This window comes from Streptacidiphilus sp. EB103A, assembly GCF_041261405.1.
Taxonomy (GTDB): Bacteria; Actinomycetota; Actinomycetes; order Streptomycetales; family Streptomycetaceae; genus Streptacidiphilus.
Window position 1 is genome coordinate 42,289 of sequence record NZ_JBGCAQ010000028.1, and the last position, 25,024, is coordinate 67,312.

Genomic DNA, 25,024 nt, shown 5'->3' on the forward strand with positions numbered 1-25,024 from the left:
TCGGCCGAGGTGTTGTGAAGAGTTCGTGTCGGCCTACCGGCAGGCGTCACGGTATCCAACGTTTGCCCGAATGGTGACTGAATCCGCTGAAATCACAGTGACTGGTGTGCAGCGTGCGGCTCCAGGCCAACTGAGCGACTACGAACGAGAGTTCGCCCTACCCGAGCCATGGGTCGGACCAGGAGGGCGGCGCCGAAGGCGGCGGTGGCGGCGGCCATGACGGCGAAGCTCGGCGGCAGGCCGGGTATCAGCGCGCTGGTAGCGAGACCCGCCCACATCTCGCCCACGGCGAGCCCCGCGGACAGGGCCAGCCCCAGGAAGGGCCGGTCCGTCAGCCGGACCGCGGCCCCCGCGGGGGCGGCGAGCAGGCCGAGCAGCAGCAGTGAACCGACCGCCTGGGTGGCCTCCCCGGCGCAGGCGCCGACCAGGGCCAGGAACCCGAACCCCAGCACGCGGACCGGGACGCCGCGCGCGGCGGCGACGGCCTCGTCCAGGGTGGCGAACAGCAGCGGCCGGGCGATCAGCAGCACCACGGCGCTGATCGCGGCGGCGACCAGGACCGCGACCAGGGTCTGACTGCTGTTCAGGCCGAAGATCGAGCCGAAGAGGACGGTGGTGCCCGCGCCGCCCGTCGCCCCGCTGCGGGAGGTGGTGTAGAGCGTGAGGAAGAAGGAGCCCAGGCCCAGGGTCCAGGCGAAGGCGCTGCCGATGACCACGTCGTCGGCGCGTCCGGCCCGTCCGATCCCGGCCAGCAGCAGTCCGGCGCCGATGCAGCCGACGAACAGGCCGAGGCGCAGGTCGTAGCCGCCGGCCAGGGCGGCCATGGCGCCGGTGAAGGCGACGTGGCTGAGCGCGTCGCCGGTGAAGACCTGGGCGCGCAGCACCAGGAAGTAGCCCACCAGCCCGGCCGCCAGCGCGATGAACGTTCCGGCGAGCACGGCGTGGTGGAAGAAGGGCTGGGACCAGGCCGAGACGGCGAGCTGGTTCATGCGGCGCCTCCCAGCAGGACGGGGCGGCCGGAGCGGGCACGGACGCCCGCCAGTGCGCGCACGGCGTGGGCGGCGAGGAAGGCGGCGAAGGCGAAGGTGCTGACGAAGAACCCCAGCGGGTACGGCCAGTAGAAGGCGGCGACCAGCCCGAGCCAGGTCACCGCCAGGCCGATCACCACGCTCAGCAGCAGGCTCGGGCCCGGTCGGGCGGTGAGCTGCTGGGCGGTGGCGGCAGGGAGCACCATCAGCGCGAACACCAGCAGCGCGCCGGTGATCTGGGCGGCCTCGGCGGTTGCCGCGCCGAGCAGCACCAGGAACAGCGTCGAGAGCAGCCGCACCCGAACTCCGCGTCCGGCGGCGACCTGCGGGTCGACCGAGGCGAACAGCAGCGGACGCCCGATCACCGCCAGCACCGCGAGGACGGCCACGGCCACGATGCCCAGGGTCAGCACCTGGCCGGTGGTGATGCCCAGGAAGCTGCCGAACAGCAGCGCCTGCGGGCCCTCCAGCAGGCCCTTGTAGAGGGCCATGAAGAGGTAGCCGCAGGCCAGCAGGAACGCCTGGACCACACCGGTGGCGGCCGACTCCCCCGCGCCGCCGGGTTGTCCGTCGCGTCGCAGCGCGGCGATGGCCAGGGCGGCCGCCACGCAGAACCCGAAGTAGCCGAGGCTCAGGCTGATCCCGACCAGGGTCGCGAAGGCCGCGCCGGGGAAGGCGACCACCGACAGGGAATGTCCGGCGAAGGTCTGCCGGCGCAGCACCATGAACCAGCCCGCCACCGCGGCGACCACGGCCACGATCGCGCCGGCGCGGAAGGCGTTGACCATGAACGGGTAGGACCACATCTGCTGGAAGTCCGTCAGCAGGTTCCACGAGAACGGGGTCGCGGCGTCAGCGAGCAGCATGGTGGCCCCCGTGCGTGGAGGGGGCTTCGGGCTGTCCGACGACGACCAGGCGGCCGTCGCCGGTGCGCAGTACCTCGACGGGGGTGCGGTAGAGCCGGGTGAGGGTCTCGGAGGTGATGACCTCGGCCGGGGTGCCGGCCACAGCGCCACCCTCGGCCAGGTACACCACCCGGTCCAGGTGGTGCAGGATCGGGTTCACGTCATGGGCGACCATGACCACCGCCACGCCCTGCTCATGGCAAATCCGTCCGATCAGCGCCGCCACGGCGCTCTGGTTGGGCAGGTCCAGGCTGTCCAACGGCTCGTCCAGCAGCAGCACTTCGGGACGGCGCACCAGCGCCTGGGCGATCAGCAGCCGCTGCTGCTCGCCCCCGGAGCACTGCCCGATCGGACGGCGCGCGTACGTGCTCGCGCCGACCAGCTCGACGACCTCCGCGACGCGCTCCCGGTCGCGGCGGCGGGCGCTGCCGAACGGCAGCGGCACTCCCCAGCGGTCGCCGTCCAGACCGAGCCGGACCACGTCCAGACCGCGGATCCGCAGACTCGGGTCGAAGCTGCGCCGCTGGGGCAGGTAGCCGATCCGGGCCCCGGCTGTCTGGCCCGGCCGACCGCCCAGCACCCGGACCTCGCCGGCTGCCGCGGGCAGCAGCCCGAGCAGGACCTTGACCATGGTGGACTTGCCGACCCCGTTGGGGCCCAGCACCGCGACGAACTCCCCCGCGCGGACCGTGAGGTCGACGCCCGACCACAGGGTCCGTCCGCCGACGTGCGCGGCCGCGCCGCGCAGTTCCAGCACGGGCTGCGCTGCCGGGGCGGCGGTTTTGGCAGGGGCTCCGGTGATCGGGTTCATCGGTCCTACTTCCCGGTGGCCTTGGCGAGGGCGGCTTCGATGCCCTGCAGTTCGGCGACCTGCCACTGCTGGAAGGTGTCGCCGACCGGGGCGAGCGTCTCGGTGACGGTGGCCACCGGGATGCCCTCGGACTTGGCCAGGTTCACCTGGGCGACCACGTCCGGGGTGGAGTTCTGGCTGTTGTAGACGTAGACCTTGATCTGCTTGGTCCTGATCTGCTGGTCGATGGCTGCCTTGTCAGCGGCGGTGGGGTCGGTGCCCTCGCTCATCGCGTCCAGGAAGCTCTCCGGGGTGAGCATCTTCAGTCCCAGGCCCTCGGCCAGCGGGGTGACAATCGACTCGGACGCACCGATCGGGGTGCCTGCGTACTTGGCCTTGATGTCGCTGATCACCTGGTTGTACGGAGCCAGCGTCCGGGTCTCGAACGCGGTCTTCTGCTGGTCGAAGTAGGCGGCGTCGGCCGGGTCGATCTTCTTGTAGCCGACGGTGATCGCCTCGATGACCTGGTGCACGTTCTCCGGTGAGTACCAGCGGTGCGGGTTGCCGCCGGGCTTGATCCCGACCAGGTCGCCGACCTTCAGCTCGGTGCGTCCGCTGCCGGGGTTGGTGGACAGCAGCTTGTCCGCCCAGGCGTCGTAGCCGATGCCGTTGACGATCGTGAACTGCGCGGTGGTCACCGTCCGCGCGTCGGCGGCGGTGGGCTCGTAGGAGTGCGGGTCGGTGTCCGGGTTCGTGATGATGCTGTGCACCTGGACGTGGCTGCCGCCGAGCTGGCCGGCGATGCTGCCCCAGAAGTTCTCCGCCGCCACCACCTGGATCACCGTGCCGCTGCCCGCACCGCTGCTGCCGGAGGCCGGGGCAGTGGACGCGGCCGGGGAACTGGTGGCGCAGGCGCTGGTGGCCGCGAGTGCCACGACGCCTGCGGCACCGAGCACGAACCGGAGCGCCCTGCGGCTGACGGTGCGGGACGGTATGGCCTTCATGGTGCGAATCTCCTTGAGCAGGGCAGGCAGGACAGGTCTGCGGGCTAGGAGCAACGCTAGATGGAAACGGTTTTCACCACCACCTCATATGACCTAAGGATGAAAACCATTACCAAATCTTGACCAGAAACCGCTCGCCCTTGGCGTCAGCAGTCGCGGAACTCGGCAGTTCATGAAGGCCAGGCGCACACCGAAGCGGCGCTCCAGCGAACCGCGGATGCCATCGCTGGCCAGCGCGCGCAGCAGCTGGCCCCGCGCGGCCTCCGAGGGCGGCGGGGTGGTGACCGTGCGGCAGGCGTAGGGCAGCGACGTGCGCACAGTCTGGACGAACTCGGCCTCGTCGACCTCGTCGCGCTCGGCCTTGGCCAGGAGCTGGGGAGACGGCTAACCCTTCGTTCCGCCCTCGACAAGCCCCTTGAACTGCTTGAGGTCTTCCTCGACCGTCCGCTGGATCGCGTTGACGAGCGCGAATCCCTTGGAGCCGTGGAAGTGCTGCCTCACGAGCTCGGGGTCGTACTCGAGCCGGATCTGCAACCTCGTGTGCTCCGGGTCCAGCGGGAGGAGCGTGAACTCCCCCTTGAGGTGCGGTCCGTCGACCGACTGCAGGACCATGCGCCGGTCCTGGTCGCGATCGTCCATCTCGATGTCGAGGCTCTGCTCGTTCCCGCCGGCCTTGATGTCGAGGCGGGCATGGTGCGTGTCGTCCGCGTGCGAGTGCAGCACGCCGCCGACGAACCGCGGAAACTCATCGACGCGGTGCAGTTGCAGCCAGGCCGTGTGAGCCGGGACCGCAACGTCAATCTGTTCTTCGAGTGTCGGCATCTGAAACCTGGCCTCCTCGGCTGGTCATTCCTCAGCCTCGTACGGCTCGCCCTCGGCCCGGGACTCGTCCTGCGCGTGCAGGGTCTGCTCGGACGTCTGGCCCTCCACCGGAGCCTCGTCCTCGTCCTCGTTCTCGACGCGCTCGCCGGCCCCATCCGGGGCCTCCACGGTCGGCATGGGTTCCTCCTTCACGGAATGAGAGCGGCCGGGCCGGACCGGAACGAACGCTCGCCGCCACCTTCCAGGGTCCTCCTCCCCAGCCCCGACGGCCATCCAGGCCGGCGGCAACCGCGGCCCCGCCGGGAAAAGCCGTGGAACGGCCCGGCCCGCCTCGGGCATGATCCGCTCCGTGGACACCTACCTGGAGACCGAGCGCCTGACCCTGCGCCGCTTCACGGCCGACGACGCGGACCTGCTGATCGAGCTGGACAGCGACCCAGCGGTGATGCGATACCTGACCGGGGGCGAGGCGACCGCCCCGGAGATCGTCCGCGAACGCCACCTGCCGTCCGTCATCGCCGGTTACGAGAAGTGGCACGGCGATTTTGGCCTGTTCGCCGCGCAGGAGCGGGACGGCGGCGCGTTCATCGGCTGGTTCTGCCTGCGCCCCGAGCCGGACGGCCCGCGGGACGAGCCCGAACTCGGCTAACGGCTGCGACAGGCGTCCTGGGGCAGGGGTTATGCCACCGAAGGCTCGCAGGCTCTGCTGCACAAGGGGTTCACCGGGCTCGGAGTGCGCATGGTCTGGGCCGAGACGATGGCCGTGAACCGCGGCTCGCGCAACGTCATGGAGAAGCTCGCCATGAGGCTCGCGCACACCATCCCCACTCCTTCCGACATGGAGATGGAGATGGTCGAGGGTTCCGAGCACGGGGGCGTGCGGTACGAGATCACCAAGGAGCAGTGGGAGCAGCGCTGACCCTCTCCCCGTCGTGCTGCCCGGCTCTGTCCTGACGAAAGGCCACTCCCGACCGGGAGTGGCCTCTTCAACCCATGGCACGAGCTTTCCATACATCGAAGCGGAACATCCAGCACGGTCGACGAAGGGCCGCCGTCGGTCGTGGGTCAGGAAACCCAGAGCTGTAGCTGCTTGACGATCTCGGGGACCTCTAGCTCACCCGTGGCCACGGCATTGACGAACACCTCAGCGTCGTCCACCGGAGCGGTCAGGCTGACACCGTTCAGCCGCAGCATGGCCCGCACGGCGACCCAAGCGGCGCGCTTATTACCGTCCACGAGGGCGTAATTGCGCGCCGAGGAATGCAACAGGGCGGCAGCCTTCTCCATGAGCGTCGGGTATGCCTCGACGCCGAATACGTCGGTCCGGGGGCGGTACAGCGCGGACTGCAGGAGGCCGAAGTCGCGCACCGTGTGACGGGAGCCGGTGACGCGCTCCACGATCAGCAGCAGCTCCGCCAACTCCAGGTAGATCACGCCAGACGCTCCAGAAGTTCGGCATCCTCCGACATGATCTGATCCAGAATGTCGCCCAACAGTTCGGTTCGCCGGGTCACGAAGATGTGGATCGCCTCAGTGGCCAACTCCTGCTTGCTGCGACCCTCGGCCCGTGCGCGCTCGGTCAGCAGCTTGTCATCGTCTTCGGGAAGTCGCAGTGTCATCGCCATAGCATCATGGTATCACCATGGTATCAAGCGGGACGCAGACCGTCAGGCTGCTCGACCCGGGTCACGCACATGCATTCGCCCCGGAGCACCGCGGCGGGTGCCCGAGCCGCAGTGGCTCTGAATGGCGGCCAACGAGGGACGGCGGGCGCTCGTCCAGCAACTGGACTGATGGCCAGCGCATCGCACAACGCCCGCGCGGAGCCGATCTGGCTTCGGCCAGTTGACCGCCATCGAGGCTTTCGAAGAGGTCGCGGACCCCCAGTGCGGCCCGGCCCCTCTCATCAAGTCCGCGCATCCTGCCACCTCCCCGCCCGAGCCAGGGAAGGATACATCTTGTGTACACATGGGACACCCGGTACACTTAAGCCCATGAGCCAGATGCCCATAGAGTCCATCCGCGATGTCCGCGCACACCTGGCCGAGGTCGTGGAGCGGGCCGACCACGACGACGTACCTACGGTCATCACACGCCGCGGCAAGCAGGTCGCTGCCGTCGTGTCGATCGAGGTACTGCGCAAGTACCAGGAATGGGAAGAGCGCGAGATCAACCGGATCATCGACGAGCGCATGGCGAATCCGGCCGCCGGTGTCCCGATCGAGGATGTCATGAGGGAGACGCTGGCGCGCAGTGAGTGATTACCGCACCGTCTTCCGGCCCGAGGCTCAGGCCGAACTTCGCAAGATCCCCCGGGACATGGCTCTCCGTATCCTGGCCAAGCTGACAGAACTGGAGAGCGACCCGTTCGGGTTCAACACCACAGCTCTCGTGTCCCAGCCCGACCGTCGTCGCGTCCGAGTCGGCGATTACCGCGTCATTTACACGATCGACAACGGGGAACTGGTGGTATGGGTCGTCCACGTCGGACACCGATCCACCGTCTACGACACGTGACCCCCTTATACCGGGCCACAGATCCCGGCACCGATCCGACGCGGGGGCCGAGGAGGGACATCGGAGTTTCCTGCCGCGAAAAAGCCCCATCAGCCTTTGTGTGCATAGAGCTGATCCAGGCCGATCAGGACGAGGTCCCGGCGGCGTTCAGCCCATAGTTCCTGGGTGAATCCCGCCCCGGAGTAGCAGGCCAGCACGGTTTCCCGGGTGTCGTAGCCCTTGCTTGCGAGCAACTCGCGGGCGCGTTCGAGCCGTTGCACATGACTGTGCCCGATCACCTCGCCCCACTTGGCCTCGCCGAGGGACAGGATTCTGCGTGGTGCGTTCGAGTCCTGGGCCGCGAGTACGACCACGTCGATCTCGATCTGACTGCGCGCGGCCGGGTCATTGACCACACCGGATCCGACTTCGGCGGGCAGGTCTCCGAACAGGTCGCCCTCCGCCTCTGCGGCGAAGTCACGGCAGACGGCTTCGAAGTGCGGTCCGGCCACCTGTTTGGTGAAGGTCGGCCAGGTGGCCTCCCAGACAGCCTCGCTCCTGCCGCGCTCGAGTTCCGTCCAGCGGCGTCGCATGATCGCCTCGTAGAAGGTGATGAGCGGCTCCACGATCCGGTAGTGGGAGCGGCCGGCGCGGAAGAGGTCGGGCTCCTTGGCGATGAGGGCGCAGCCCTCGAGCACGTTGAGCGGGTGCGCGATCTGGTCCGACTTGCGGCCGGTATAGCTCGCGATCGCGCCGTTGGCGGTGTTCCCGGTGGCGATCGCGGCCAGGACGGAGTGGTAGATGGCCGGGTCCCTGATGTCGGACTCCTCCGCCAGGAGATAGCGGGCTTCGCGGAACAGCGGGCTCTGGCGATTGAGCACAGTCCGCAGGACCCAGGCGTCGAAGTCCGCGAGGCTCGAGGGAGCGTCACCGCTGACGAATTCCTCACGATAGGCCGGAGTTCCGCCGACCACCATGTGCACGAGCAGCGCGAGTCGTGGATCCTCGATGCCCCAGAACAGCGCGGCCTCGCGGTAGGAGAAGGGCTGGACGACCATTTCGAGTCCAGCCCTTCCGCGCAGCGGTGACTGGCCGGACAACATCCCACCCATCACGGACATCGCGGACCCGCAGAGCAGCAGTCGGGCCTGGCTTGCGCGCCCGCTGCCGCCGGGCCCCAGCTCGCGCTGGATGATCGACGGCAGCGCAGGTGACGTCCTGGCCAGGAAGGGGAACTCGTCGATGACGACGGCGGTCGGATGATCGCGGTACTGCTGGAACAGGTAGGAGACCGCATCGTTCCAGTCGCGGAAGGGATGCTCGATCACTGCCCGGGTGTGACGAACAAGCGCGTCCGCGAACAGGCGCAGCGATTCGGCCTCAGTGGCCTCGGTCGCGCCGAAGTACAGGCCCCCCGTCTCCCGGGCCAGCGCCTCAAGGAGGAAGCTCTTCCCCTGCCGCCGCCGACCGCTGACCACACCCAAGGTGGCCGGAGGCTGCTCACGCGCGACGAAGGCAGCAAGGCCGCCCCACTCCTGGGCTCGGTCGAACACATGCGCAGGCTTCCTGGTCACGCCGTCTCCAGCCAAACATACTGAATCATACTTCACTGAAGTATATCTCAGCATGGATACGAGGGCGGGAACCTCGCACCCGCTCCGTCGCCCCGTCACCACACGGGCCCCACAGACCGACTGGCGACGCTCCCCACATTCCGCGCGGCACGACCCCCACGACGCATGCACCGACCAGCGGAATCAGGGCGGACCGCGCCTCACGGAGATCCAGCACATATCCAGCACTGCAGTTGGAACGTGTACCGACAAGTCGGCCCGGCGCTTCGGCTGACCTGCGACGACGCTCATGACGGAACGGCAGAAAATCCAGCACCCAGATCGCGTTCAAATCCCCCGGACATCCGTATCCTCGGCCTATCCCATGCTGGATTCAGAGCGATCCCAGGTGACCGTTCAGACGTTGAAGCGGAACTCGACCACGTCGCCGTCCTGCATGACGTAGTCCTTGCCCTCGATGCGGGACTTGCCCTTGGCGCGGGCCTCGGGGATGGAGCCGCATGCGACCAGGTCGTCGTAGGAGACGATCTCGGCCTTGATGAAGCCCTTCTGGAAGTCGGTGTGGATGACGCCGGCGGCCTCAGGGGCGGTGGCGCCCTTCTTGATGGTCCAGGCGCGGACCTCCTTGGGGCCTGCGGTGAGGTAGGTCTGCAGGCCCAGGGTCTCGAAGCCGACGCGGCCGAGGGTGGCCATGCCGGCTTCCTCCTGGCCCATGGACTGGAGCAGTTCCAGGGCCTCGTCCTCGTCCATGCCGATCAGCTCGGACTCGATCTTGGCGTTGAGGAAGATGGCCTCGGCGGGGGCCACCAGGGCGCGCTGGGCCTCCTTGAAGTCCTCGTCCGTCAGCTCGTCCTCGTCCACGTTGAAGACGTAGAGGAAGGGCTTGACGGTGAGCAGGTGCAGCTCGCGGACCGAGTCGCGGTCGAAGCCGGACTCGAAGAGGGTCTTGCCGGAGTTCAGCACCGCCTGGGCCGCCTCGGCGGCCTTGAGCAGGGTCGCCGACTCCTTCTTGAGGCGGGACTCCTTCTGCAGGCGCGGCAGCACCTTCTCGATGGACTGGAGGTCCGCCAGGATCAGCTCGGTGTTGATGGTCTCGATGTCGTCCTTGGGCGAGACCTTGCCGTCGACGTGGACCACGTCCGGGTCCTCGAAGGCGCGGATGACCTGGCAGATCGCGTCGGACTCGCGGATGTTCGCCAGGAACTTGTTGCCCAGGCCCTCACCGACGCTGGCGCCGCGGACGATGCCGGCGATGTCCACGAAGTCCACCGTCGCCGGGAGGATGCGCTGCGATCCGAAGATCTTCGCCAGTACCGCGAGGCGCGGGTCCGGGACGCCGACGACGCCGACATTGGGCTCGATCGTCGCGAACGGGTAGTTGGCCGCCAGCACGTCGTTCTTGGTCAGGGCGTTGAAGAGCGTGGACTTGCCGACGTTCGGCAGGCCCACGATTCCGATCGAAAGCGACATGTGGCGAGATCCTGGTGGAGGAGGCAGCCCGGAGGCGACGAGAAGGACAAGGGGTCGGTGCCCCAGTCTACGGACGTTCGGGGGGACGTTAGGCACAGTGGGTGACGGAGACGCGGCACCGGCGTGTCCGTCACCGGGAGTGGCGTTCATCCGACCGTACGTTGGACCCGTGGAGTACCGACGCATGTCTGACGCACGCACCACCGACCGCCCCGGGGCCGCCGCAGTGCCCGGGCGGGCCGCAGCCGTGCCCGGACCGGCACGCTCCCACGACCCTGATGCCGGCCCAGGGCCGCGCACCCCCGAGCAGCGCGGGGGCGGCGCCCGGCGACCGGCCGCGCGGCCGGCCCAGCGGGCGGGGGCGGGGGCGAGTACGGGGCCGAGGACCCCACATCGACTCACCGCGGTGGGTGGCGCCGTGGTCACCCTCGGGGCGACCTTTCTGGGCGGCACTCTGGACTTCTGGCTGTTCGGCGGCTCCGGCATCGTGATGGGGCTCGCCTATGTCGCCGCCTGCTTCCAGGTCGCGGTGCGGCTGCGCCCCGCGGACCTGGCCGTCGCCCCGATCAGCGGGCCGATCGCCTTCGCGATCACCCTGCTCGTGCTGGGGGGAGGGCCTGGCGGCGGCCTCGTCGGACGGATCGTCAGTCTGGCCACGGGGCTGGCGTTGCAGGCGGGGTGGCTGTTCACGGGCACGGCGCTGTCTGCGGTGATCGCTTTGGCTCGCCACATCGCCCTGACTCGGGCTCGGCGTCGGGGCTGAGGGGTTTCTGTCTGTTTTCGGCCGTGGCGTCTGCCTGGCTGGTCGCGCAGTTCCCCGCGCCCCTGGATAGTGCAACTTGCCCACAGTGGGTCAGTTGCAGCGTGCTAGGGGCGCGGGGAACTGCGCGACCAGCCAACTACGGTCCGCAGCCAAAGGTCCCAGAGATGCCTAGCCCAGCTTCGCCGCAGCCATCGCCGCGCCCACGATGCCCGCATCGTTCTGCAGCTGCGCGGGCACGATCTCCGCGCGCAGCGGCTTGAGCAGCGGCAGGAACTTGTCGGCCTTGCGGCTCACCCCGCCGCCGATGATGATCAGCTGCGGTGAGAACAGCTGCTCCACCATGCCGAAGTAGTCGTCCAGCCGCTCGGCCCACTGCGCCCAGCTCCAGTCGTGCTCCTCCTTGGCCGCCGAGGAAGCGTGCTTCTCCGCGTCCTTGCCGTGCAGTTCCAGATGGCCCAGCTCGGTGTTGGGCACCAGCTCACCGTTGATGAACAGCGCGCTGCCGATCCCGGTGCCCAGGGTGAGCAGCAGCACCACGCCCTTGCGGTCCTTGCCCGCGCCGTAGGCGACCTCGGCCAGCCCCGCCGCGTCGGCGTCGTTGACCAGGGCCACCGGCAGCCCGAGCGCCTCGGAGAACAGCGCCCTGGCGTCCAGGTCGATCCAGCCCTTGTCGACATTGGCGGCGGTACGGGTGTGCCCGTCCACCACCACGCCGGGGAAGGTCAGGCCGACCGGGCCGCGCCAGTCGAAGTGGCGGACCACTTCCTGGACCGCCCCGACCACCGCCTTCGGCTCGGACGGCTGCGGGGTGAGCACCTTGTGCCGTTCCTGGGCGAGTGCGCCCCGATCCAGGTCGGCGGGCGCACCCTTGATGCCCGAACCGCCGATGTCCACGCCGAAGACGTTCACGTCGAGAATCCCCTGTTCGTCGTTGAACCGAATAACGCCAACGTAGGACCTACCCCGCCGGGCCGCCTCATGTACCGGCAGGACGTGCTTCGTACAGGTGTACTACTTCCCCGCTACTGCTTCCCCTCTACTACTTCCCCGCAGCCTCGGCGCGCAGGTCCCGGCGCAGTTCCTTGGGCAACGAGAACTGAATGTGCTCGTCCGCGGTGCGGACCACCTCGACGTCACCGAAGCCCCGCGCGGCCAGCCACTCCAGCACGCCGTCGACCAGGATCTCCGGGACGGAGGCGCCGCTGGTGACGCCGATCGTGGTGACGCCCTCCAGCCAGGCCTCCTCGATCTCGTCGGCGAAGTCGACCAGATGGGCGGCCCTGGCTCCGGCCTCCAGGGAGACCTCGACCAGCCGCACCGAGTTGGAGGAGTTGCGTGAGCCGACCACGATGACCAGGTCCGAGTCGGCCGCGATCTGCTTGATCACGACCTGCCGGTTCTGGGTGGCGTAGCAGATGTCGTCGCTGGGGGGGCTGGTCAGCAGCGGGAAGCGGGTCTTCAGCGCGCCGACGGTGGCCATCGCCTCGTCCACCGAGAGGGTGGTCTGCGACAGCCACACCACCTTGGACTCGTCCCTGACCTGCACCTTGTCGACATCACCCGGACCGTCCACCAGGTGGGTCCGCTCGGGCGCCTCGCCCATCGTCCCGATGACCTCCTCGTGGCCCTCGTGGCCGATCAGCAGGATGTCGTAGTCCTCCTCCGCGTAGCGGAGGGCCTCCTTGTGCACCTTGGTGACCAGCGGGCAGGTCGCGTCGATGGTGGCCAGCTTGCCGCGCTGGGCCTCGTCGTGGACCTCGGGGGCCACGCCGTGGGCCGAGAAGACCACGATGTTGCCCTCGGGGACCTCCTCGGTGGCGCCGACGAAGATGACGCCCTTCTTCTCCAGCGTCTGCACGACGTACTTGTTGTGGACGATCTCGTTGCGGACGTAGATGGGGGCCCCGTACTGCTCCAGAGCCTTCTCCACGGCGATGACGGCACGGTCGACACCGGCGCAGTAACCGCGCGGGGCGGCGAGCAGGACACGGCGGGATGCGGTAGCAGGCATGGTCCCCAGCCTACCGGCAGGGGACGGCGGCTCCCCGGGCCGACCGGTCGTGGCTCTCGGCGCTGTCGGACCCTGCCGATAGTCTCGACGCATGGCCTTGGACACTTCGGCGGACACCCCCATCCCGGTGGCGAAGGTGTCCCAGCTCATCGGCGGCTGGATCAGCCGTCTCGGCGCGGTCTGGGTGGAGGGGCAGATCACCCAGCTGAGCCGGCGCCCCGGCGCCGGCGTGGTGTTTCTGACGCTCCGTGACCCTTCAGAGGACGTCTCGCTCTCGGTGACCTGCTACCGCGCCGTCTTCGAACCGGTCGCGGAGCTGGTGACCGAGGGGTCGCGGATCGTCGTGCACGCCAAGCCCGAGTGGTACGGGCCGCGCGGCACGCTGTCGCTGCGCGCCGCCGAGATCCGGCTGGTCGGCCTGGGGGACCTGCTGGCGCGGCTGGAGCTGCTGAAGCGCACGCTGGGCGCGGAGGGGCTGTTCGCCGCCGAGCGCAAGAAGCCGCTGCCGTTCCTGCCGCAGTGCATCGGCCTGGTGACCGGGCGCGCGTCCGCCGCCGAGCGCGACGTGCTGCAGAACGCGCGCCGCCGCTGGCCGGCCGTCCGCTTCGAGGTCCGCAACGTCCCGGTGCAGGGGGTGCACGCGGTCCCGGAGGTGATCGCGGCCGTCAAGGAGCTGGACGACCACCCGGACGTGGACGTGATCATCGTCGCCCGGGGCGGCGGCAGCGTGGAGGACCTGCTGCCGTTCTCCGACGAGCAGCTGGTCCGCGCCGTCGCGGCGGCCCGTACGCCGGTGGTCAGCGCCATCGGCCACGAACCGGACCAGCCGCTGCTGGACTACGTCGCCGACCTGCGCGCCTCCACCCCCACCGACGCCGCCAAACGGGTCGTCCCCGACGTCCGGGAGGAGCTCGCCCGGGTGCACGGGCTGCGCGACCGCGCCAGGTACGGCGTCCAGGCCCGGCTTGATCGGGAGACCACCGGGCTCGCCTCGGTGCGCAGCAGGCCGGTGCTGGCCGCGCCGTACCGGATGGTGGACGAGCGGGCCGCCGAGCTCGGCGCCCTGCTGGAGCGCTCCCGGCGGACCCTGGACCACCGGCTGGCCCGGGCCGCCTCCGAGCTGGAGCACACCCTGGCCCGGGTGGTCGCCCTCTCCCCCGCGGCGACCCTGCAGCGCGGGTACGCGGTGCTGCAGCGGGAGGACGGCGTGGTGGTGCGCGACCCGGCGCAGGTCACCCCCGGCGAGCGGCTGCGGGCCCGGGTCGCGGAGGGCGGCTTCGCGGTGACGGTGGATGCGGTGACGGTGGATCAGGACTGAGCCTCCGCGGACGTAGGGCCGAATTGTCAGAGCAGGCCCCTACGCTGGGGTCATGGCAAAGAAGTCGGCGGGTGAGGCAGCGGTGGACGACACCCTGGGCTACGAGCAGGCCCGGGACGCCCTGCTGGAGGTCGTCCGGACGCTGGAGACCGGAGGGACGTCGCTGGAGGAGTCGCTGGCCCTGTGGGAGCGCGGGGAGCAGCTGGCGAAGGTGTGCGAGCGTTGGCTGGACGGCGCCAGGGCCCGGCTGGACGCTGCCCTGGCGGAGGGCGAGGAGGAGTCCGCCGAGGAGTGACGGCGGCCGGCCTTGGAGTGATCCACATCACCTGCCCCGGAATCGCCTTGGGAAATAGTTGAACCTTCACCTATGTTGAGACACCTGACAGCGGCGACCCTGCCGTCCGTCCACACACAGGTACACATTCAAAAGGTGAATCATGTCTGACGCTCTGGTACTCGACGCCGCCGCCCAGGATCTGCTGTTCCGTGAGGCCCGCACCGCGAACACCTTCACCGACGAGCCGGTCAGCGACGAGCAGATCCAGGCGATCTACGACCTGGTCAAGTTCGGCCCGACCGCGTTCAACCAGCAGCCGCTGCGCATCGTCCTGGTCCGCTCGACCGAGGCCCGCGAGCGCCTGGTCGGCCACATGGCCGACGGCAACAAGGCCAAGACCGGCACCGCCCCGCTGGTCGCCATCGTCGCCGCCGACCATGAGTTCCACGAGGAGCTGCCGACCCAGTTCCCGGTCTTCCCGCAGGCCAAGGACCTCTTCTTCGCTGAGCGCCCGGCCCGTGAGGCCTCCAGCTCCTTCAACGCCGCCCTGCAGGTCGGCTACTTCGTCGTCGGCATCCGCGCCGCCGGCCTGGCCGCGGGCCCGATGACCGGCTTCGACGCCGCGGGCATCAACAAGGACTTCTTCCCGGACGGCGACCACTCCGTGCTGGCCGTCATCAACATCGGCAAGCCGGGCGCCGACGCCTGGTACCCGCGCAACCCGCGGCTGGCCTTCGACGAGGCCGTCACCACGGTCTGACCCTGACGCACAGATGCGAATGTCCCGGCCATGGTGACGGCCGGGACATTCGCACATCCAGGGACTACTTGAGCGTCGCCGCGAACTTCTCCAGGTTCGCGAAGGACTCGGTACCGGTCACCACCGTGGTCACCTTGCCGGTCTCCAGCACCAGGGCCCGGTAGCGGTCGCCCTGGTAGTGGCTCCAGACCTTGCCGTCGACGGTGCTGGTCGGGGTCTGCTTCACGCCGTTGGTCGTCGCGTCCGCGAGGAACGCGGTGGCCGGGCCGTTGCTCTGGCGCACCGCGACATACTGCTTGGCCGGGTCGATGAAGCCGAGGGTCCACTGGGAGTTCTGCGGGTCGGCGCCGTCGTACTCGACGGCCGTGGCGTTCCATCCGGCCGGCAGGCCGGCCGGCGCCAGCACCTGGTACGGGGCCGCGCGCTGGGCCGAGGTCAGGGCGGCCTGGTACTCGACCGGGTGCACCCCGCTGCCGCCGCTGTGCGGAATGAAGTAGTAGATCACGAAGCCCGCCGCCATCACCGCGAGCAGCGACAGGATCATGTCGCGCACGGACTTCCCGGCCATGCCCGGCCGCTTCTGGGTCTTGGTCAGTGCTGTCCCGGTCTGCGCCGGCGCGCTCTCTGTTGCCACGCCTCCATGGTGGCCCATGCCCCGCGGGGCCGTCCGCACCGGGGTGCCGAACCGCCGCAATCCGGGCCCCCGAGCCGCGCCCCTGAGGCGGGAGGTGCCCCAGGCCACAGACACCTGCGCAGGTCACGGATAGGCTCAAGGCACCCTCATCCGGCCGTCGTCGTACAGAGAGGTACGCAACCGATGACCGAACGTCAGTCCCAGAACCATCACCTTCCTTCCTCGCTGGAGGTCTCCCCGGAGGCACCCGACCGCAACCTCGCCCTGGAACTCGTCCGAGTGACCGAAGCCGCCGCGATGGCGGCAGGCCGCTGGGTCGGCCGCGGCGACAAGAACGGCGCCGACGGCGCGGCCGTACGCGCCATGCGCACCCTCGTCCAGACCGTCTCGATGAACGGCGTCGTCGTCATCGGCGAGGGCGAGAAGGACGACGCGCCCATGCTCTACAACGGCGAGCGGATCGGCGACGGCACCGGTGCGGAGTGCGACGTCGCCGTCGACCCGGTGGACGGCACCACCCTCACCGCCAAGGGCATGTCCAACGCGGTCGCGGTGCTCGCCGTCGCCGACCGGGGCACCATGTTCGACCCCAGCGCCGTCTTCTACATGGACAAGCTGGTCGCGGGCCCGGACGCGGCCGGACTCGTCGACATCACCGCCCCGGTCGAGCACAACGTACGCGCGGTGGCCAGGGCCAAGGGCTCCGCGCCCGAGGACGTCACCGTGGTGCTGCTGGACCGTCCGCGCCACGAGCAGCTGGCGGCGGAGATCCGGGCCACCGGCGCCCGGATCAAGTTCATCTCGGACGGCGACGTGGCCGGCGCCGTCATGGCCGTACGCGAAGGCACCGGCGTCGACCTGCTGCTGGGCATCGGCGGGACGCCCGAGGGCATCATCGCGGCCTGCGCCATAAAGTGCCTCGGCGGTGTGATCCAGGGCCGGCTGTGGCCCAAGGACGAGGCGGAGCGCCGCAAGGCGCTGGACGCCGGGCACGACCTGGGCCGGGTACTGCACACCGACGACCTGGTCAGCGGCGAGAACGTGTTCTTCGTCGCCACCGGCATCACCGACGGCGAGCTGCTGCGCGGCGTGCACTACAAGTCGGAGACGGCGACCACCAGTTCACTGGTGATGCGGTCCAAGAGCGGCACGATCCGGCAGATCGACAGCACCCACAAGCTGTCCAAGCTGCGCGCCTACAGCGCGATCGACTTCGATCGTGCCCGCTAGGCCCGCCACCCAGTAGGTACTGGGCCGGAACTGACGGAAGCTCAGCCCGCGGCCGCGATCTGGCTGCCGACCCGCGCCGCCTCCCGGAGCTCCTGCTCCCGGCGGCGGCGCCGGGCCAGCACCACCCGGCGCTCGGCGGCGGTCAGACCGCCCCAGACGCCGTACGGCTCGGGCTGCAGCAGCGCGTGCTCCCGGCACTCCAGCAGCACCGGGCAGCGGGCACAGACCCGCTTCGCCTGCTCCTCGCGCGCCAGCCGGGCCGCCGTCGGCTCCTTCGACGGGGCGAAGAACAGGCCTGCCTCGTCGCGGCGGCAGGCCGCGTTGGAATGCCATGGACTGTCATCCGCCGGTCCGCGTTGTGCCGGGACGTGTGCGACGTGCGCACGGGAGTCGTCCATACGGGCCTGTATCGGATGAAGCACGACGCACTCCTGACGACAGTGGCGAATGCTCGGTCGCCCTGCCTGCTGTGCGAGCTGCTCTGCGAGTCTCGGCTCGGCCAGGCTGGGCATTGCGGTGTGAGGCCAGAACTACCCCGCCACCGACCGATTCATGCATTGCGCACACAATCCGACCAAGGGTTCGTCAGCCCTCGCCGGCGTCCAGGAACCTGCGCGCCTTCTCCCGTGCTTTTGCTGCGAGCTTGCTCGGCTTGCGACGCTTCGCCTCGACCCCGCCGAACACCGCGGCACCCTTGATGGTGACCACCGGACCGTGCGGATCGGGGCTCTCCTGCTGCTTCACGTCGAATCCGCCGAAGATCCCGGCGCCGCCACCGCGCAGGGTGACGTGATCCGGGACCTTGATCTCCACGCCGCCGAACACCGCGGTGCAGTGGATCACCAGCTCCGGAGCGTCGAACACCGCCTCGGTCAGGTCGATCTCCACCCCGCCGAAGACGGCGACGGCCTTGAGCATCCGCCCGGCCCGGAAACGTCCTTTGCGCTCGGCCCCGCCGAAGATCGCCACCATGGACTCGGGCTCGGAACGGGACGGCAGCGGGGACTGCCCCGGCCGCAGCCCCGGCTGCGCGACGGCGCCGGGAACGGCGGCCGCTGTGGGCATCGACTGCTGCGTGGCATGGTGCGAGGGCAGGTCCCGGGTCAGCGGCACCAGCTCACCCAGGGTCTTCGCGGCGTACACCGCGTCCACCCGCTCGCCGTGCTCCTCCGCGGTCAGCCGCCCCTCGGCGTACGCCTCACGCAGAGCCTCGGCGACGCGCTCACGGTCGGCGTCGGAAGCACGCAGATCGGCTTCCGCCGGGTCGGCGTGGGGCTTCTTCAACGGATCCGGAACGGGCGTCGGCGCGGGCTTCGGCACGGGTGAGTTGTCCACAGGGTGAGGATAGTCACCCGGCCACCCTCCATGACAGCCCCGGCAACCCTGATCAGTACCCTAGGGGAGGCTCCGCCACGGCTGCCGGAGCTCGGAGCCCGCCGCCGAGCTCCGATCGCCGAAGAATGAGGACCCACGATGCCGGACTTCGCCTACACCGACCTGCTGCCGCTCGGCGCGGACCCCACCCCGTACCGGCTGCTCACCAGCGAGGGCGTCTCCACCTTCGAGGCGAACGGACGGCGCTTCCTGCAGGTCGAGCCCGAGGCGCTGCGCCTGCTCGCGGCCGAGGCGATGCACGACATCTCGCACATGCTGCGCCCGGCGCACCTGGCCCAGCTGCGCCGCATCCTGGACGACCCCGAGGCCAGCCCCAACGACCGCTTCGTCGCCCTGGACCTGCTGAAGAACGCCAACATCGCGGCCGGCGGCGTGCTGCCGATGTGCCAGGACACCGGCACCGCGATCGTGATGGGCAAGCGCGGCCAGAACGTCCTCACCGAGGGCGGCGACGAGGCGGCGCTCTCCCGCGGCATCTACGACGCCTACACCAAGCTCAACCTGCGCTACTCGCAGATGGCCCCGCTGACCATGTGGGACGAGAAGAACACCGGCAGCAACCTCCCGGCGCAGGTCGAGCTGTACGCGACCGACGGCGACGCCTACAAGTTCTTGTTCATGGCGAAGGGCGGCGGCAGCGCCAACAAGTCGTACCTCTACCAGGAGACCAAGGCGATCCTCAACGAGTCGTCGATGATGGCCTTCCTGGAGCAGAAGATCCGCTCGCTGGGGACGGCGGCCTGCCCGCCGTACCACCTGGCGATCGTGGTGGGCGGCACCAGCGCCGAGTTCGCCCTGAAGACGGCGAAGTACGCCTCGGCCCACTACCTGGACAGCCTCCCCACCGAGGGCTCCCCCACCGGCCACGGCTTCCGCGACCTGGAACTGGAGGCGCGGGTACAGGAGCTGACGCAGAAGATCGGCATCGGCGCCCAGTTCGGCGGCAAGTACTTCTGCCACGACGTCCGCGTCATCCGGCTGCCCCGGCACGGCGCCTCGCTGCCGGTCGCCATGGCCGTCTCCTGCTCGGCCGACCGCCAGGCCCTGGGCAAGATCACGGCGGAGGGCGTCTTCCTGGAGCAGCTGGAGACCGACCCGGCCAAGTACCTCCCGGAGACCACCGACGAACACCTGGACGACGCCGTCGTCCGGATCGACCTCAACCAGCCGATGAGCGAGGTCAGGAGCGAGCTCAGCAAGCACCCGGTGAAGACCCGGCTGTCGCTGACGGGGACGCTGGTCGTCGCGCGCGACATCGCCCACGCCAAGATCAAGGAGCGCCTGGACGCGGGCGAGGGCATGCCGCAGTACCTCAAGGACCACCCGGTCTACTACGCGGGCCCGGCCAAGACCCCCGAGGGCTACGCCTCCGGCTCCTTCGGCCCCACCACGGCCGGCCGCATGGACTCCTACGTCGACCAGTTCCAGGCGGCGGGCGGCTCCATGGTCATGCTCGCCAAGGGCAACCGCTCCCAGCAGGTCACCGACGCCTGCGCCAAGCACGGCGGCTTCTACCTCGGCTCCATCGGCGGCCCCGCCGCCCGGCTCGCCCTGGACTGCATCAAGAAGGTCGAGGTCCTGGAGTACGCCGAGCTCGGCATGGAGGCGGTCTGGCGCATCGAGGTCGTCGACTTCCCCGCGTTCGTGGTCGTGGACGACAAGGGCAACGACTTCTTCACCGACCCGGGGGCAGCGGCGCAGCCGCTGATCACGAGCATTCCGGTGCGGTAGCCGTCGGGGCGGGTTCGGGGGTCGGGGAGGCGGGGCGTTTCCGCAGGTCGCGGCAGCTGTGGGTGGCTTACATGGCGCCACCCGCAGCTGCCGCAAACAACCGGCTACGCCGCCCCGCCTCCCCCGCCGCACCCACCCCCATCCAGGGGAACACCCGCTCGCCTCCCGTCGCTGTGGGTAGACGGAGGTCATGGACATGGGTGTAAACGGACAGAACGAGCGCGGCTACCGAATCGAGCATGACTCGATGGGTGAGGTGCGCGTCCCCGAGGGCGCCAAGTGGGGGGCGCAGACGCAGCGGGCGGTGGAGAACTTTCCCGTCTCGGGGCAGCGGCTGGAGCGGGCGCACATCGGGGCGCTGGCGCGGATCAAGGCGGCGGCGGCTCGGGTGAACGCCGAGCTCGGGGTGCTGGACGGGGACGTGGCCAAGGCCGTCGCCGAGGCGGCCGACGAGGTGGCGGAGGGACGCTGGGACGGGGAGTTCCCCATCGACGTGTTCCAGACCGGTTCCGGGACCTCGTCCAACATGAACGCCAACGAGGTGATCGCCACGCTGGCCGCCGAGCGGCTGGGGGCGCCGGTCCACCCCAACGACCACGTCAACGCCAGTCAGTCGTCCAATGACGTCTTCCCCAGCTCGATCCACATCGCGGCCACCGCTGCCGTCACCCACGACCTGGTCCCCGCGCTGGAGCACCTCGCCGAGGCGCTGGAGCGCAAGGCGGCGGAGTTCGCCGGGACGGTGAAGTCGGGCCGGACGCATCTCATGGATGCGACGCCGGTGACCCTGGGGCAGGAGTTCGGCGGGTACGCCGCCCAGGTCAGGTACGGCGTCGAGCGGCTGCGGGCGACGCTGCCCCGGGTGGCCGAGCTGCCGCTGGGCGGGACGGCCGTCGGCACCGGAATCAACACCCCGCCCGGGTTCTCGGCCGCCGTGATCGCCGAGGTGGCCCGGGCGACCGGGCTGCCGCTGACCGAGGCGCGGAACCACTTCGAGGCGCAGGGCGCCCGGGACGGACTGGTGGAGCTCAGCGGTCAGCTCCGCACTGTCGCCGTCGGGTTCACGAAGATCGCGAACGATCTGCGCTGGATGGGGTCCGGGCCGCGCACCGGGCTGGGCGAGATCAACCTCCCCGACCTCCAGCCGGGGTCGTCGATCATGCCCGGCAAGGTCAACCCGGTGATCCCCGAGGCCGTGGTGATGGTCGCCGCGCAGGTGATCGGCAATGACGCGACCGTGGCGACGGCCGGCGCCGCAGGCAACTTCGAGCTCAATGTGATGCTGCCGGTGATCGCCAGGAACCTGCTGGAGTCGGTCCGGCTGCTCGCCAACGTCGCCCGGCTGCTGGCGGACCGCACCGTGGACGGCATCACCGCGAACGTGGAGCGGATGCGGGAGCTGGCCGAGTCCTCGCCCTCCGTCGTCACCCCGCTGAACCGGTACATCGGCTACGAGGAAGCGGCGAAGGTCGCCAAGCAGTCACTGGCGGAGCGGAAGACGATCCGTCAGGTGGTGCTGGAGCGCGGGTACGTCGAGCGGGGCGAGCTGACGGAGCAGCAGCTGGACGCCGCGCTGGACGTGCTGGGCATGACCCGGCCCTGATCGCTCGTGGGGGCAGCGGTCAGGGCCGGGCGGTCAGGTGTCGGCTGACAGCAGCTGATATCTGTCAGCCGACACCCGACGGCTCAACTCAGGCGACGCTGATGTCGTCGGCCGAGTAGGCGCTCTGGCCGTACCACCCGTGGATATAGAGGGTCACCGAGGTGGACGAGCCGGTGGTGAAGGTGACCGTCAGCTTCTGCCAGGTGGAGCCCGGGCTGGCCCAGGTGCTGGCCGTGGCTCCGCCGCTGACACCCAGGTAGACGTAGTTGCCCTGGATCCACCCGGTGAGGGTGTAGGCCGTGTTGGCCTTCAGCGTCAGCGTCTGCTGGCACTGGGCGGTGTCAGCGGACGTCGGCGTCGCCGTGAGAGCGTGGCTGCCGCTGTGGACGGTGCTGCTCTGGACGGTGGCTGCGCCGGCTGCGGAGCAGGTCCAGGGAGACAGCGATCCCGTCTCGAAGCCGCCATTGACGACCGCGCCGCTGGAGGGTGGTGCGGTGGTCGGCGGGGCCGTGGTGGGCGGCGCGGTGGTCGGCGGCGCCGTCGTCGGCGGGGCGGTGGTCGGCGGGGCCGTGGTGGGCGGGGCTGTCGTCGGCGGCGCCGTGGTCGGGGCCGGGCAGCTGGTCGCTGAGCCGTTGGTGTCGGCCACGGTGGCGTTGAACAGCGTCGCTGCCGGGTCGAGGTCGTACATCGAGAACATCATCGTGCCGCCCAGGCCGTTGCAGTGCAGGTAGTTGGCGGTGGCCTGGATCGACTGGGCGTCCTCACCGCTCCAGAAGTTGGTGCCGTCGTAGAAGTACGCGGCCTGCGCCGCCGGGTCCCAGAAGGTGTCGGCCGCGTTGTCGACCACCCCGGTCAGCTCCTTGTACATGCGTACGCCCGCGACGTTCCCGGAGTCGGTCGCGCCGGCCGCCGGACCGGTCGCGGTCTGGAACAGGCCGTGGTTGCTGCCCGCGGTGACCCCCGTCCAGCCGCGGTAGTAGAAGGGGATGCCCAGGGTGAGTTTGCCCGGTGGGAAGCCGCCGGTGATGCCGTACTGGGAGTCGCCGACGGTGTACGCCTTCACCGCCTCGTCCACCGAGTACTTGGCGGTGCCGGGGGCGATCGCGGTCATCGGGTCGTTCGGCCCGGAGTACAGCGGCGCCTGGTGGTTGGTGGGCCCGGTGGGCTCCCAGCCGCCGTGCATGTCGTAGGTCATGGCGTCGCCGAAGGTCAGGTACTGGCCGATCTTGTTGGTCTCGATGCTCTGGATCTTGTCCTGACCGGACGGCAGCGCGGCGCTGAGCGCGTAGGTCTTGCCGTCGGCCGTGCCCTGGGTGTTGAGCTCGCTGCGGAACTCCGCCAGCAGCGCGGTGAAGTTCGCCTTGTCGGCGGTGCTGGAGTGGTTGCCGGTGTGGCCGCCGCCGCCCGGGTACTCCCAGTCCAGGTCGAAGCCGTCGAAGATGCCCTTGCCGGTGCCGGTCCCGCCGTAGCCGTTCTGGGAGGGCAGGTTGCCCTTGATGAACATGTCGATGCAGGACGACACCAGGGCCTTGCGGGAGGCGTCGGTCGCCGCGGCGTCGGAGAAGTACTTGGAGTAGGTCCAGCCGCCGATCGACAGCAGGATCTTGAGATTGGGGTTCTTCGCCTTGAGTTCCTGGAGCTGGTGGAAGTTGCCCACGATCGGCATGTTGAAGGCGTCCGAGGTGCCGTCGACGCTGATGCTGGAGTCGTAGGACTTGCCGTAGTCGGCGAATGAGTCGCCCGCGCCATCACCGGCGTTGGGGTTGGTCTCGTCCTGCGAGGCGGCCGAGTTGGCCTCGAAGCAGGTGTGCGAGGTCGGGTCGATGTTCTCGAAGTCGTAGATCAGGTAGTCGAGCTTGGGCGCGATGCCCTCGGTCTGCAGGTTCTTGGGATAGAAGGCGTTCTGGTAGATCGACCACTGGTCGAAGTACCCGATCTTCAACCCGCCGCTGGTGGCGGCCGCGCCGGTGGTGTTGGCCGCCGGGGTCACCGTGGCGGCCCCGGCCGAGGTGCCCAGCAGCGACGCGGACAGCCCGACGAGGGCCGCCGCGACGGTGGCGACGGTCATACCGAGCCGTCGCGAATGGCGCATGGATGGGTGCATGGTGCGTCCTCCCGAAGTGGGGGATGAGGGGGACGTGAGCGCATGCGCATGCGTTGGGCAGGTACCTGCCACTCAATGTGGTACAGACCAATCACTCCGTCAAGGGTCTGGACCAATAAGGGAAATGGGGGAACCGACCGCCAGATATGATCGGAGCGACTGCGAAGCGGCCGAAGGCGGTCACGGACGGACAAGGGTGGTCGGCAATGACCGATAGCGCGTCGGGCTGGATGAGCACAGCCGTACGTCTCGAACCGATCCGCCCGGTGGACCTGCGGACGGACCGCCCTCAGTCCGCACGGATGTACGACTACCTGCTCGGCGGAAAGACCAACTTCCCGGTGGACCGCGAGGTCGCCGAGCAGGCGCTGGCGGCCTACCCCGGGCTGCGCACGGTGACCCGGATGAACCGGGCCTTCATGCGGATCGCGGTGGAGTTCCTGGCCAAGCAGGGGGTCAACCAGTTCCTCGACATCGGCACCGGTATCCCGACCACGCCCAATGTGCACGAGATCGCCCAGGGCATCCGGCCGGACGCCCGGATCGTCTACACCGACAACGACCCGATCGTGCTCGCCCACGCGCGGGCGCTGCTCACCGGGACCACCGCCGAGGGCCGGGTGGACTACATCGAGGCGGACCTGCGGCAACCGAAGCAGATCCTCAGCCATACCTGCCTGACCGGCGAGCGGCCGGCGCTCGACCTGGAACGCCCGGTGGCACTGCAGCTGATCTCGGTCCTGCACTTCGTCCCCAACGACGACGAACCGTACGCCCTGGTCCGGGAGTTGCTGAAGCCGCTGGCCTCCGGCAGCTACCTGGTGCTCTCGCACGCCACCGCCGACAGCAGCCCGGAGGCGGTCAACCGCGGCGCGGACACCTACCGCGGGGCGGGCGTCCGGATCCAGCCGCGCAACCGGGCCGAGGTCGAGGCCTTCGCGGACGGGCTGGAGCTGCTGGCCCCCGGCGTCGCCACGCCCACCGCCTGGTGGCCCGCCTTCGCCGGGGACACCGAGCTCCCCTACGCCGACGACCCGGCCGTCAACGACGCCTACCTGCTGATCGCCCGCAAGCCCTGACGGGGAGGGGCCGAGTCATCCGCTCGGCCC

At 69.6% G+C, this 25,024-nt stretch carries 27 protein-coding genes and 1 pseudogene; 11 read left to right on the forward strand and 17 right to left on the reverse strand.

All coding sequences use genetic code 11. The features are described from left to right. Positions 1–92: 92 nt before the first annotated feature. The 7 genes from ABH941_RS35900 to ABH941_RS35930 form a co-directional block, all read right to left on the reverse strand. Positions 93–989 carry a metal ABC transporter permease gene (locus ABH941_RS35900; protein ID WP_370134485.1) on the reverse strand — a complete coding sequence of 299 codons (897 nt, stop codon included), beginning with the start codon at positions 987–989 and terminating at the stop codon, positions 93–95. Further along, positions 986–1,894: a metal ABC transporter permease gene (locus tag ABH941_RS35905; RefSeq protein ID WP_370134488.1), complete on the reverse strand. Its 909-nt coding sequence runs from the start codon at positions 1,892–1,894 to the stop codon at positions 986–988. The genes ABH941_RS35900 and ABH941_RS35905 overlap by 4 nt, the downstream gene beginning before the upstream one ends. Next, positions 1,881–2,744 (reverse strand): metal ABC transporter ATP-binding protein, encoded by an 864-nt coding sequence (locus ABH941_RS35910; RefSeq protein ID WP_370134491.1) that lies wholly within the window; start codon positions 2,742–2,744, stop codon positions 1,881–1,883. The genes ABH941_RS35905 and ABH941_RS35910 overlap by 14 nt, the downstream gene beginning before the upstream one ends. 5 nt (positions 2,745–2,749) lie before the next feature. Beyond that, positions 2,750–3,727, reverse strand: a complete 978-nt coding sequence (locus ABH941_RS35915) for a metal ABC transporter solute-binding protein, Zn/Mn family (RefSeq protein WP_370134494.1) — start codon at positions 3,725–3,727, stop codon at positions 2,750–2,752. Between the two features lie 93 nt (positions 3,728–3,820). Further along, positions 3,821–4,096, reverse strand: coding sequence for a hypothetical protein (locus tag ABH941_RS35920; RefSeq protein WP_370134677.1), 276 nt, complete (start codon positions 4,094–4,096; stop codon positions 3,821–3,823). 15 nt (positions 4,097–4,111) lie between these two features. Then, complete coding sequence (locus ABH941_RS35925) at positions 4,112–4,549, reverse strand: SRPBCC family protein (RefSeq protein WP_370134497.1); 438 nt, start codon at positions 4,547–4,549, stop codon at positions 4,112–4,114. A 24-nt stretch (positions 4,550–4,573) separates the two neighbouring features. Next, positions 4,574–4,726 carry a hypothetical protein gene (locus tag ABH941_RS35930; RefSeq protein WP_370134500.1) on the reverse strand — a complete coding sequence of 51 codons (153 nt, stop codon included), beginning with the start codon at positions 4,724–4,726 and terminating at the stop codon, positions 4,574–4,576. 172 nt (positions 4,727–4,898) lie between these two features. Here ABH941_RS35930 and ABH941_RS35935 point away from each other — a divergent pair. Next, positions 4,899–5,468 (forward strand): annotated as a pseudogene (locus tag ABH941_RS35935) (GNAT family N-acetyltransferase). Positions 5,469–5,614: 146 nt separating this feature from the next. Here the strand turns inward: ABH941_RS35935 and ABH941_RS35940 are convergent. Together ABH941_RS35940 and ABH941_RS35945 are read right to left on the reverse strand one after the other, a co-directional pair. Further along, on the reverse strand, positions 5,615–5,983 hold the full coding sequence (locus ABH941_RS35940) for a type II toxin-antitoxin system death-on-curing family toxin (protein WP_370134502.1): 369 nt from the start codon (positions 5,981–5,983) through the stop codon (positions 5,615–5,617). Continuing rightward, positions 5,980–6,174 (reverse strand): ribbon-helix-helix protein, CopG family, encoded by a 195-nt coding sequence (locus ABH941_RS35945; RefSeq protein WP_370134506.1) that lies wholly within the window; start codon positions 6,172–6,174, stop codon positions 5,980–5,982. The genes ABH941_RS35940 and ABH941_RS35945 overlap by 4 nt, the downstream gene beginning before the upstream one ends. A gap of 369 nt (positions 6,175–6,543) precedes the next feature. Here ABH941_RS35945 and ABH941_RS35950 point away from each other — a divergent pair, with 369 nt between their 5' ends. Both ABH941_RS35950 and ABH941_RS35955 read left to right on the forward strand, forming a co-directional pair. Further along, positions 6,544–6,810, forward strand: a complete 267-nt coding sequence (locus ABH941_RS35950; protein ID WP_370134508.1) for a type II toxin-antitoxin system Phd/YefM family antitoxin — start codon at positions 6,544–6,546, stop codon at positions 6,808–6,810. Beyond that, a complete protein-coding gene (locus ABH941_RS35955) occupies positions 6,803–7,066 on the forward strand; it encodes a type II toxin-antitoxin system RelE/ParE family toxin (protein WP_370134512.1) in 264 nt (87 codons plus the stop codon). The genes ABH941_RS35950 and ABH941_RS35955 overlap by 8 nt, the downstream gene beginning before the upstream one ends. 89 nt (positions 7,067–7,155) lie before the next feature. Here ABH941_RS35955 and ABH941_RS35960 read toward each other — a convergent pair whose 3' ends face one another. Both ABH941_RS35960 and ychF read right to left on the reverse strand, forming a co-directional pair. Beyond that, positions 7,156–8,619 (reverse strand): ATP-binding protein, encoded by a 1,464-nt coding sequence (locus ABH941_RS35960; protein WP_370134514.1) that lies wholly within the window; start codon positions 8,617–8,619, stop codon positions 7,156–7,158. Positions 8,620–9,015: 396 nt separating this feature from the next. Beyond that, positions 9,016–10,089 carry a redox-regulated ATPase YchF gene (gene ychF, locus ABH941_RS35965; protein WP_370134517.1) on the reverse strand — a complete coding sequence of 358 codons (1,074 nt, stop codon included), beginning with the start codon at positions 10,087–10,089 and terminating at the stop codon, positions 9,016–9,018. Positions 10,090–10,273: 184 nt separating this feature from the next. On the opposite strand from ychF, the gene ABH941_RS35970 reads away from it, so the two are divergent. Then, the gene (locus ABH941_RS35970) at positions 10,274–10,852 is read left to right on the forward strand and encodes a DUF6542 domain-containing protein (protein WP_370134520.1); all 579 of its coding nucleotides are present in this window, start codon (positions 10,274–10,276) and stop codon (positions 10,850–10,852) included. Positions 10,853–11,020: 168 nt separating this feature from the next. Here the strand turns inward: ABH941_RS35970 and ppgK are convergent, their stop codons facing one another. Continuing rightward, positions 11,021–11,761 (reverse strand): polyphosphate--glucose phosphotransferase, encoded by a 741-nt coding sequence (gene ppgK / locus ABH941_RS35975; protein WP_370134522.1) that lies wholly within the window; start codon positions 11,759–11,761, stop codon positions 11,021–11,023. A gap of 130 nt (positions 11,762–11,891) precedes the next feature. Then, complete coding sequence (locus ABH941_RS35980; RefSeq protein ID WP_370134524.1) at positions 11,892–12,863, reverse strand: 4-hydroxy-3-methylbut-2-enyl diphosphate reductase; 972 nt, start codon at positions 12,861–12,863, stop codon at positions 11,892–11,894. Positions 12,864–12,954: 91 nt separating this feature from the next. Here ABH941_RS35980 and xseA point away from each other — a divergent pair, with 91 nt between their 5' ends. The 3 genes from xseA to ABH941_RS35995 all read left to right on the forward strand — a co-directional run bounded on the left by xseA (position 12,955) and on the right by ABH941_RS35995 (position 15,218). After that, positions 12,955–14,181 carry an exodeoxyribonuclease VII large subunit gene (xseA, locus tag ABH941_RS35985; protein WP_370134526.1) on the forward strand — a complete coding sequence of 409 codons (1,227 nt, stop codon included), beginning with the start codon at positions 12,955–12,957 and terminating at the stop codon, positions 14,179–14,181. 52 nt (positions 14,182–14,233) lie between these two features. After that, positions 14,234–14,476, forward strand: a complete 243-nt coding sequence (locus ABH941_RS35990) for an exodeoxyribonuclease VII small subunit (protein ID WP_370134529.1) — start codon at positions 14,234–14,236, stop codon at positions 14,474–14,476. Between the two features lie 142 nt (positions 14,477–14,618). Further along, positions 14,619–15,218, forward strand: a complete 600-nt coding sequence (locus ABH941_RS35995; protein ID WP_370134531.1) for a malonic semialdehyde reductase — start codon at positions 14,619–14,621, stop codon at positions 15,216–15,218. Between the two features lie 64 nt (positions 15,219–15,282). On the opposite strand, the gene ABH941_RS36000 is transcribed toward ABH941_RS35995, so the two are convergent. Beyond that, positions 15,283–15,852 (reverse strand): DUF4245 domain-containing protein, encoded by a 570-nt coding sequence (locus ABH941_RS36000; protein WP_370134534.1) that lies wholly within the window; start codon positions 15,850–15,852, stop codon positions 15,283–15,285. Between the two features lie 183 nt (positions 15,853–16,035). On the opposite strand from ABH941_RS36000, the gene glpX reads away from it, so the two are divergent. Further along, a complete protein-coding gene (glpX, locus tag ABH941_RS36005) occupies positions 16,036–17,082 on the forward strand; it encodes a class II fructose-bisphosphatase (RefSeq protein ID WP_134001237.1) in 1,047 nt (348 codons plus the stop codon). 41 nt (positions 17,083–17,123) lie between these two features. On the opposite strand, the gene ABH941_RS36010 is transcribed toward glpX, so the two are convergent. Both ABH941_RS36010 and ABH941_RS36015 read right to left on the reverse strand, forming a co-directional pair. Then, a complete protein-coding gene (locus ABH941_RS36010) occupies positions 17,124–17,480 on the reverse strand; it encodes a WhiB family transcriptional regulator (protein ID WP_134001239.1) in 357 nt (118 codons plus the stop codon). A 187-nt stretch (positions 17,481–17,667) separates the two neighbouring features. After that, on the reverse strand, positions 17,668–18,417 hold the full coding sequence (locus ABH941_RS36015) for a DUF1707 domain-containing protein (RefSeq protein WP_370134537.1): 750 nt from the start codon (positions 18,415–18,417) through the stop codon (positions 17,668–17,670). A gap of 138 nt (positions 18,418–18,555) precedes the next feature. Here ABH941_RS36015 and ABH941_RS36020 point away from each other — a divergent pair, with 138 nt between their 5' ends. Both ABH941_RS36020 and ABH941_RS36025 read left to right on the forward strand, forming a co-directional pair. Then, positions 18,556–20,208, forward strand: a complete 1,653-nt coding sequence (locus ABH941_RS36020) for a fumarate hydratase (protein ID WP_370134539.1) — start codon at positions 18,556–18,558, stop codon at positions 20,206–20,208. A gap of 196 nt (positions 20,209–20,404) precedes the next feature. Continuing rightward, positions 20,405–21,811, forward strand: a complete 1,407-nt coding sequence (locus ABH941_RS36025; RefSeq protein ID WP_370134542.1) for a class II fumarate hydratase — start codon at positions 20,405–20,407, stop codon at positions 21,809–21,811. An 88-nt stretch (positions 21,812–21,899) separates the two neighbouring features. Here the strand turns inward: ABH941_RS36025 and ABH941_RS36030 are convergent, their stop codons facing one another. After that, positions 21,900–23,903: a glycosyl hydrolase family 18 protein gene (locus ABH941_RS36030; RefSeq protein ID WP_370134546.1), complete on the reverse strand. Its 2,004-nt coding sequence runs from the start codon at positions 23,901–23,903 to the stop codon at positions 21,900–21,902. A gap of 218 nt (positions 23,904–24,121) precedes the next feature. Between ABH941_RS36030 and ABH941_RS36035 the strand changes: the two genes are divergently transcribed. Further along, on the forward strand, positions 24,122–24,994 hold the full coding sequence (locus ABH941_RS36035; RefSeq protein WP_370134548.1) for an SAM-dependent methyltransferase: 873 nt from the start codon (positions 24,122–24,124) through the stop codon (positions 24,992–24,994). The last annotated feature ends 30 nt before the right edge of the window (positions 24,995–25,024 follow it).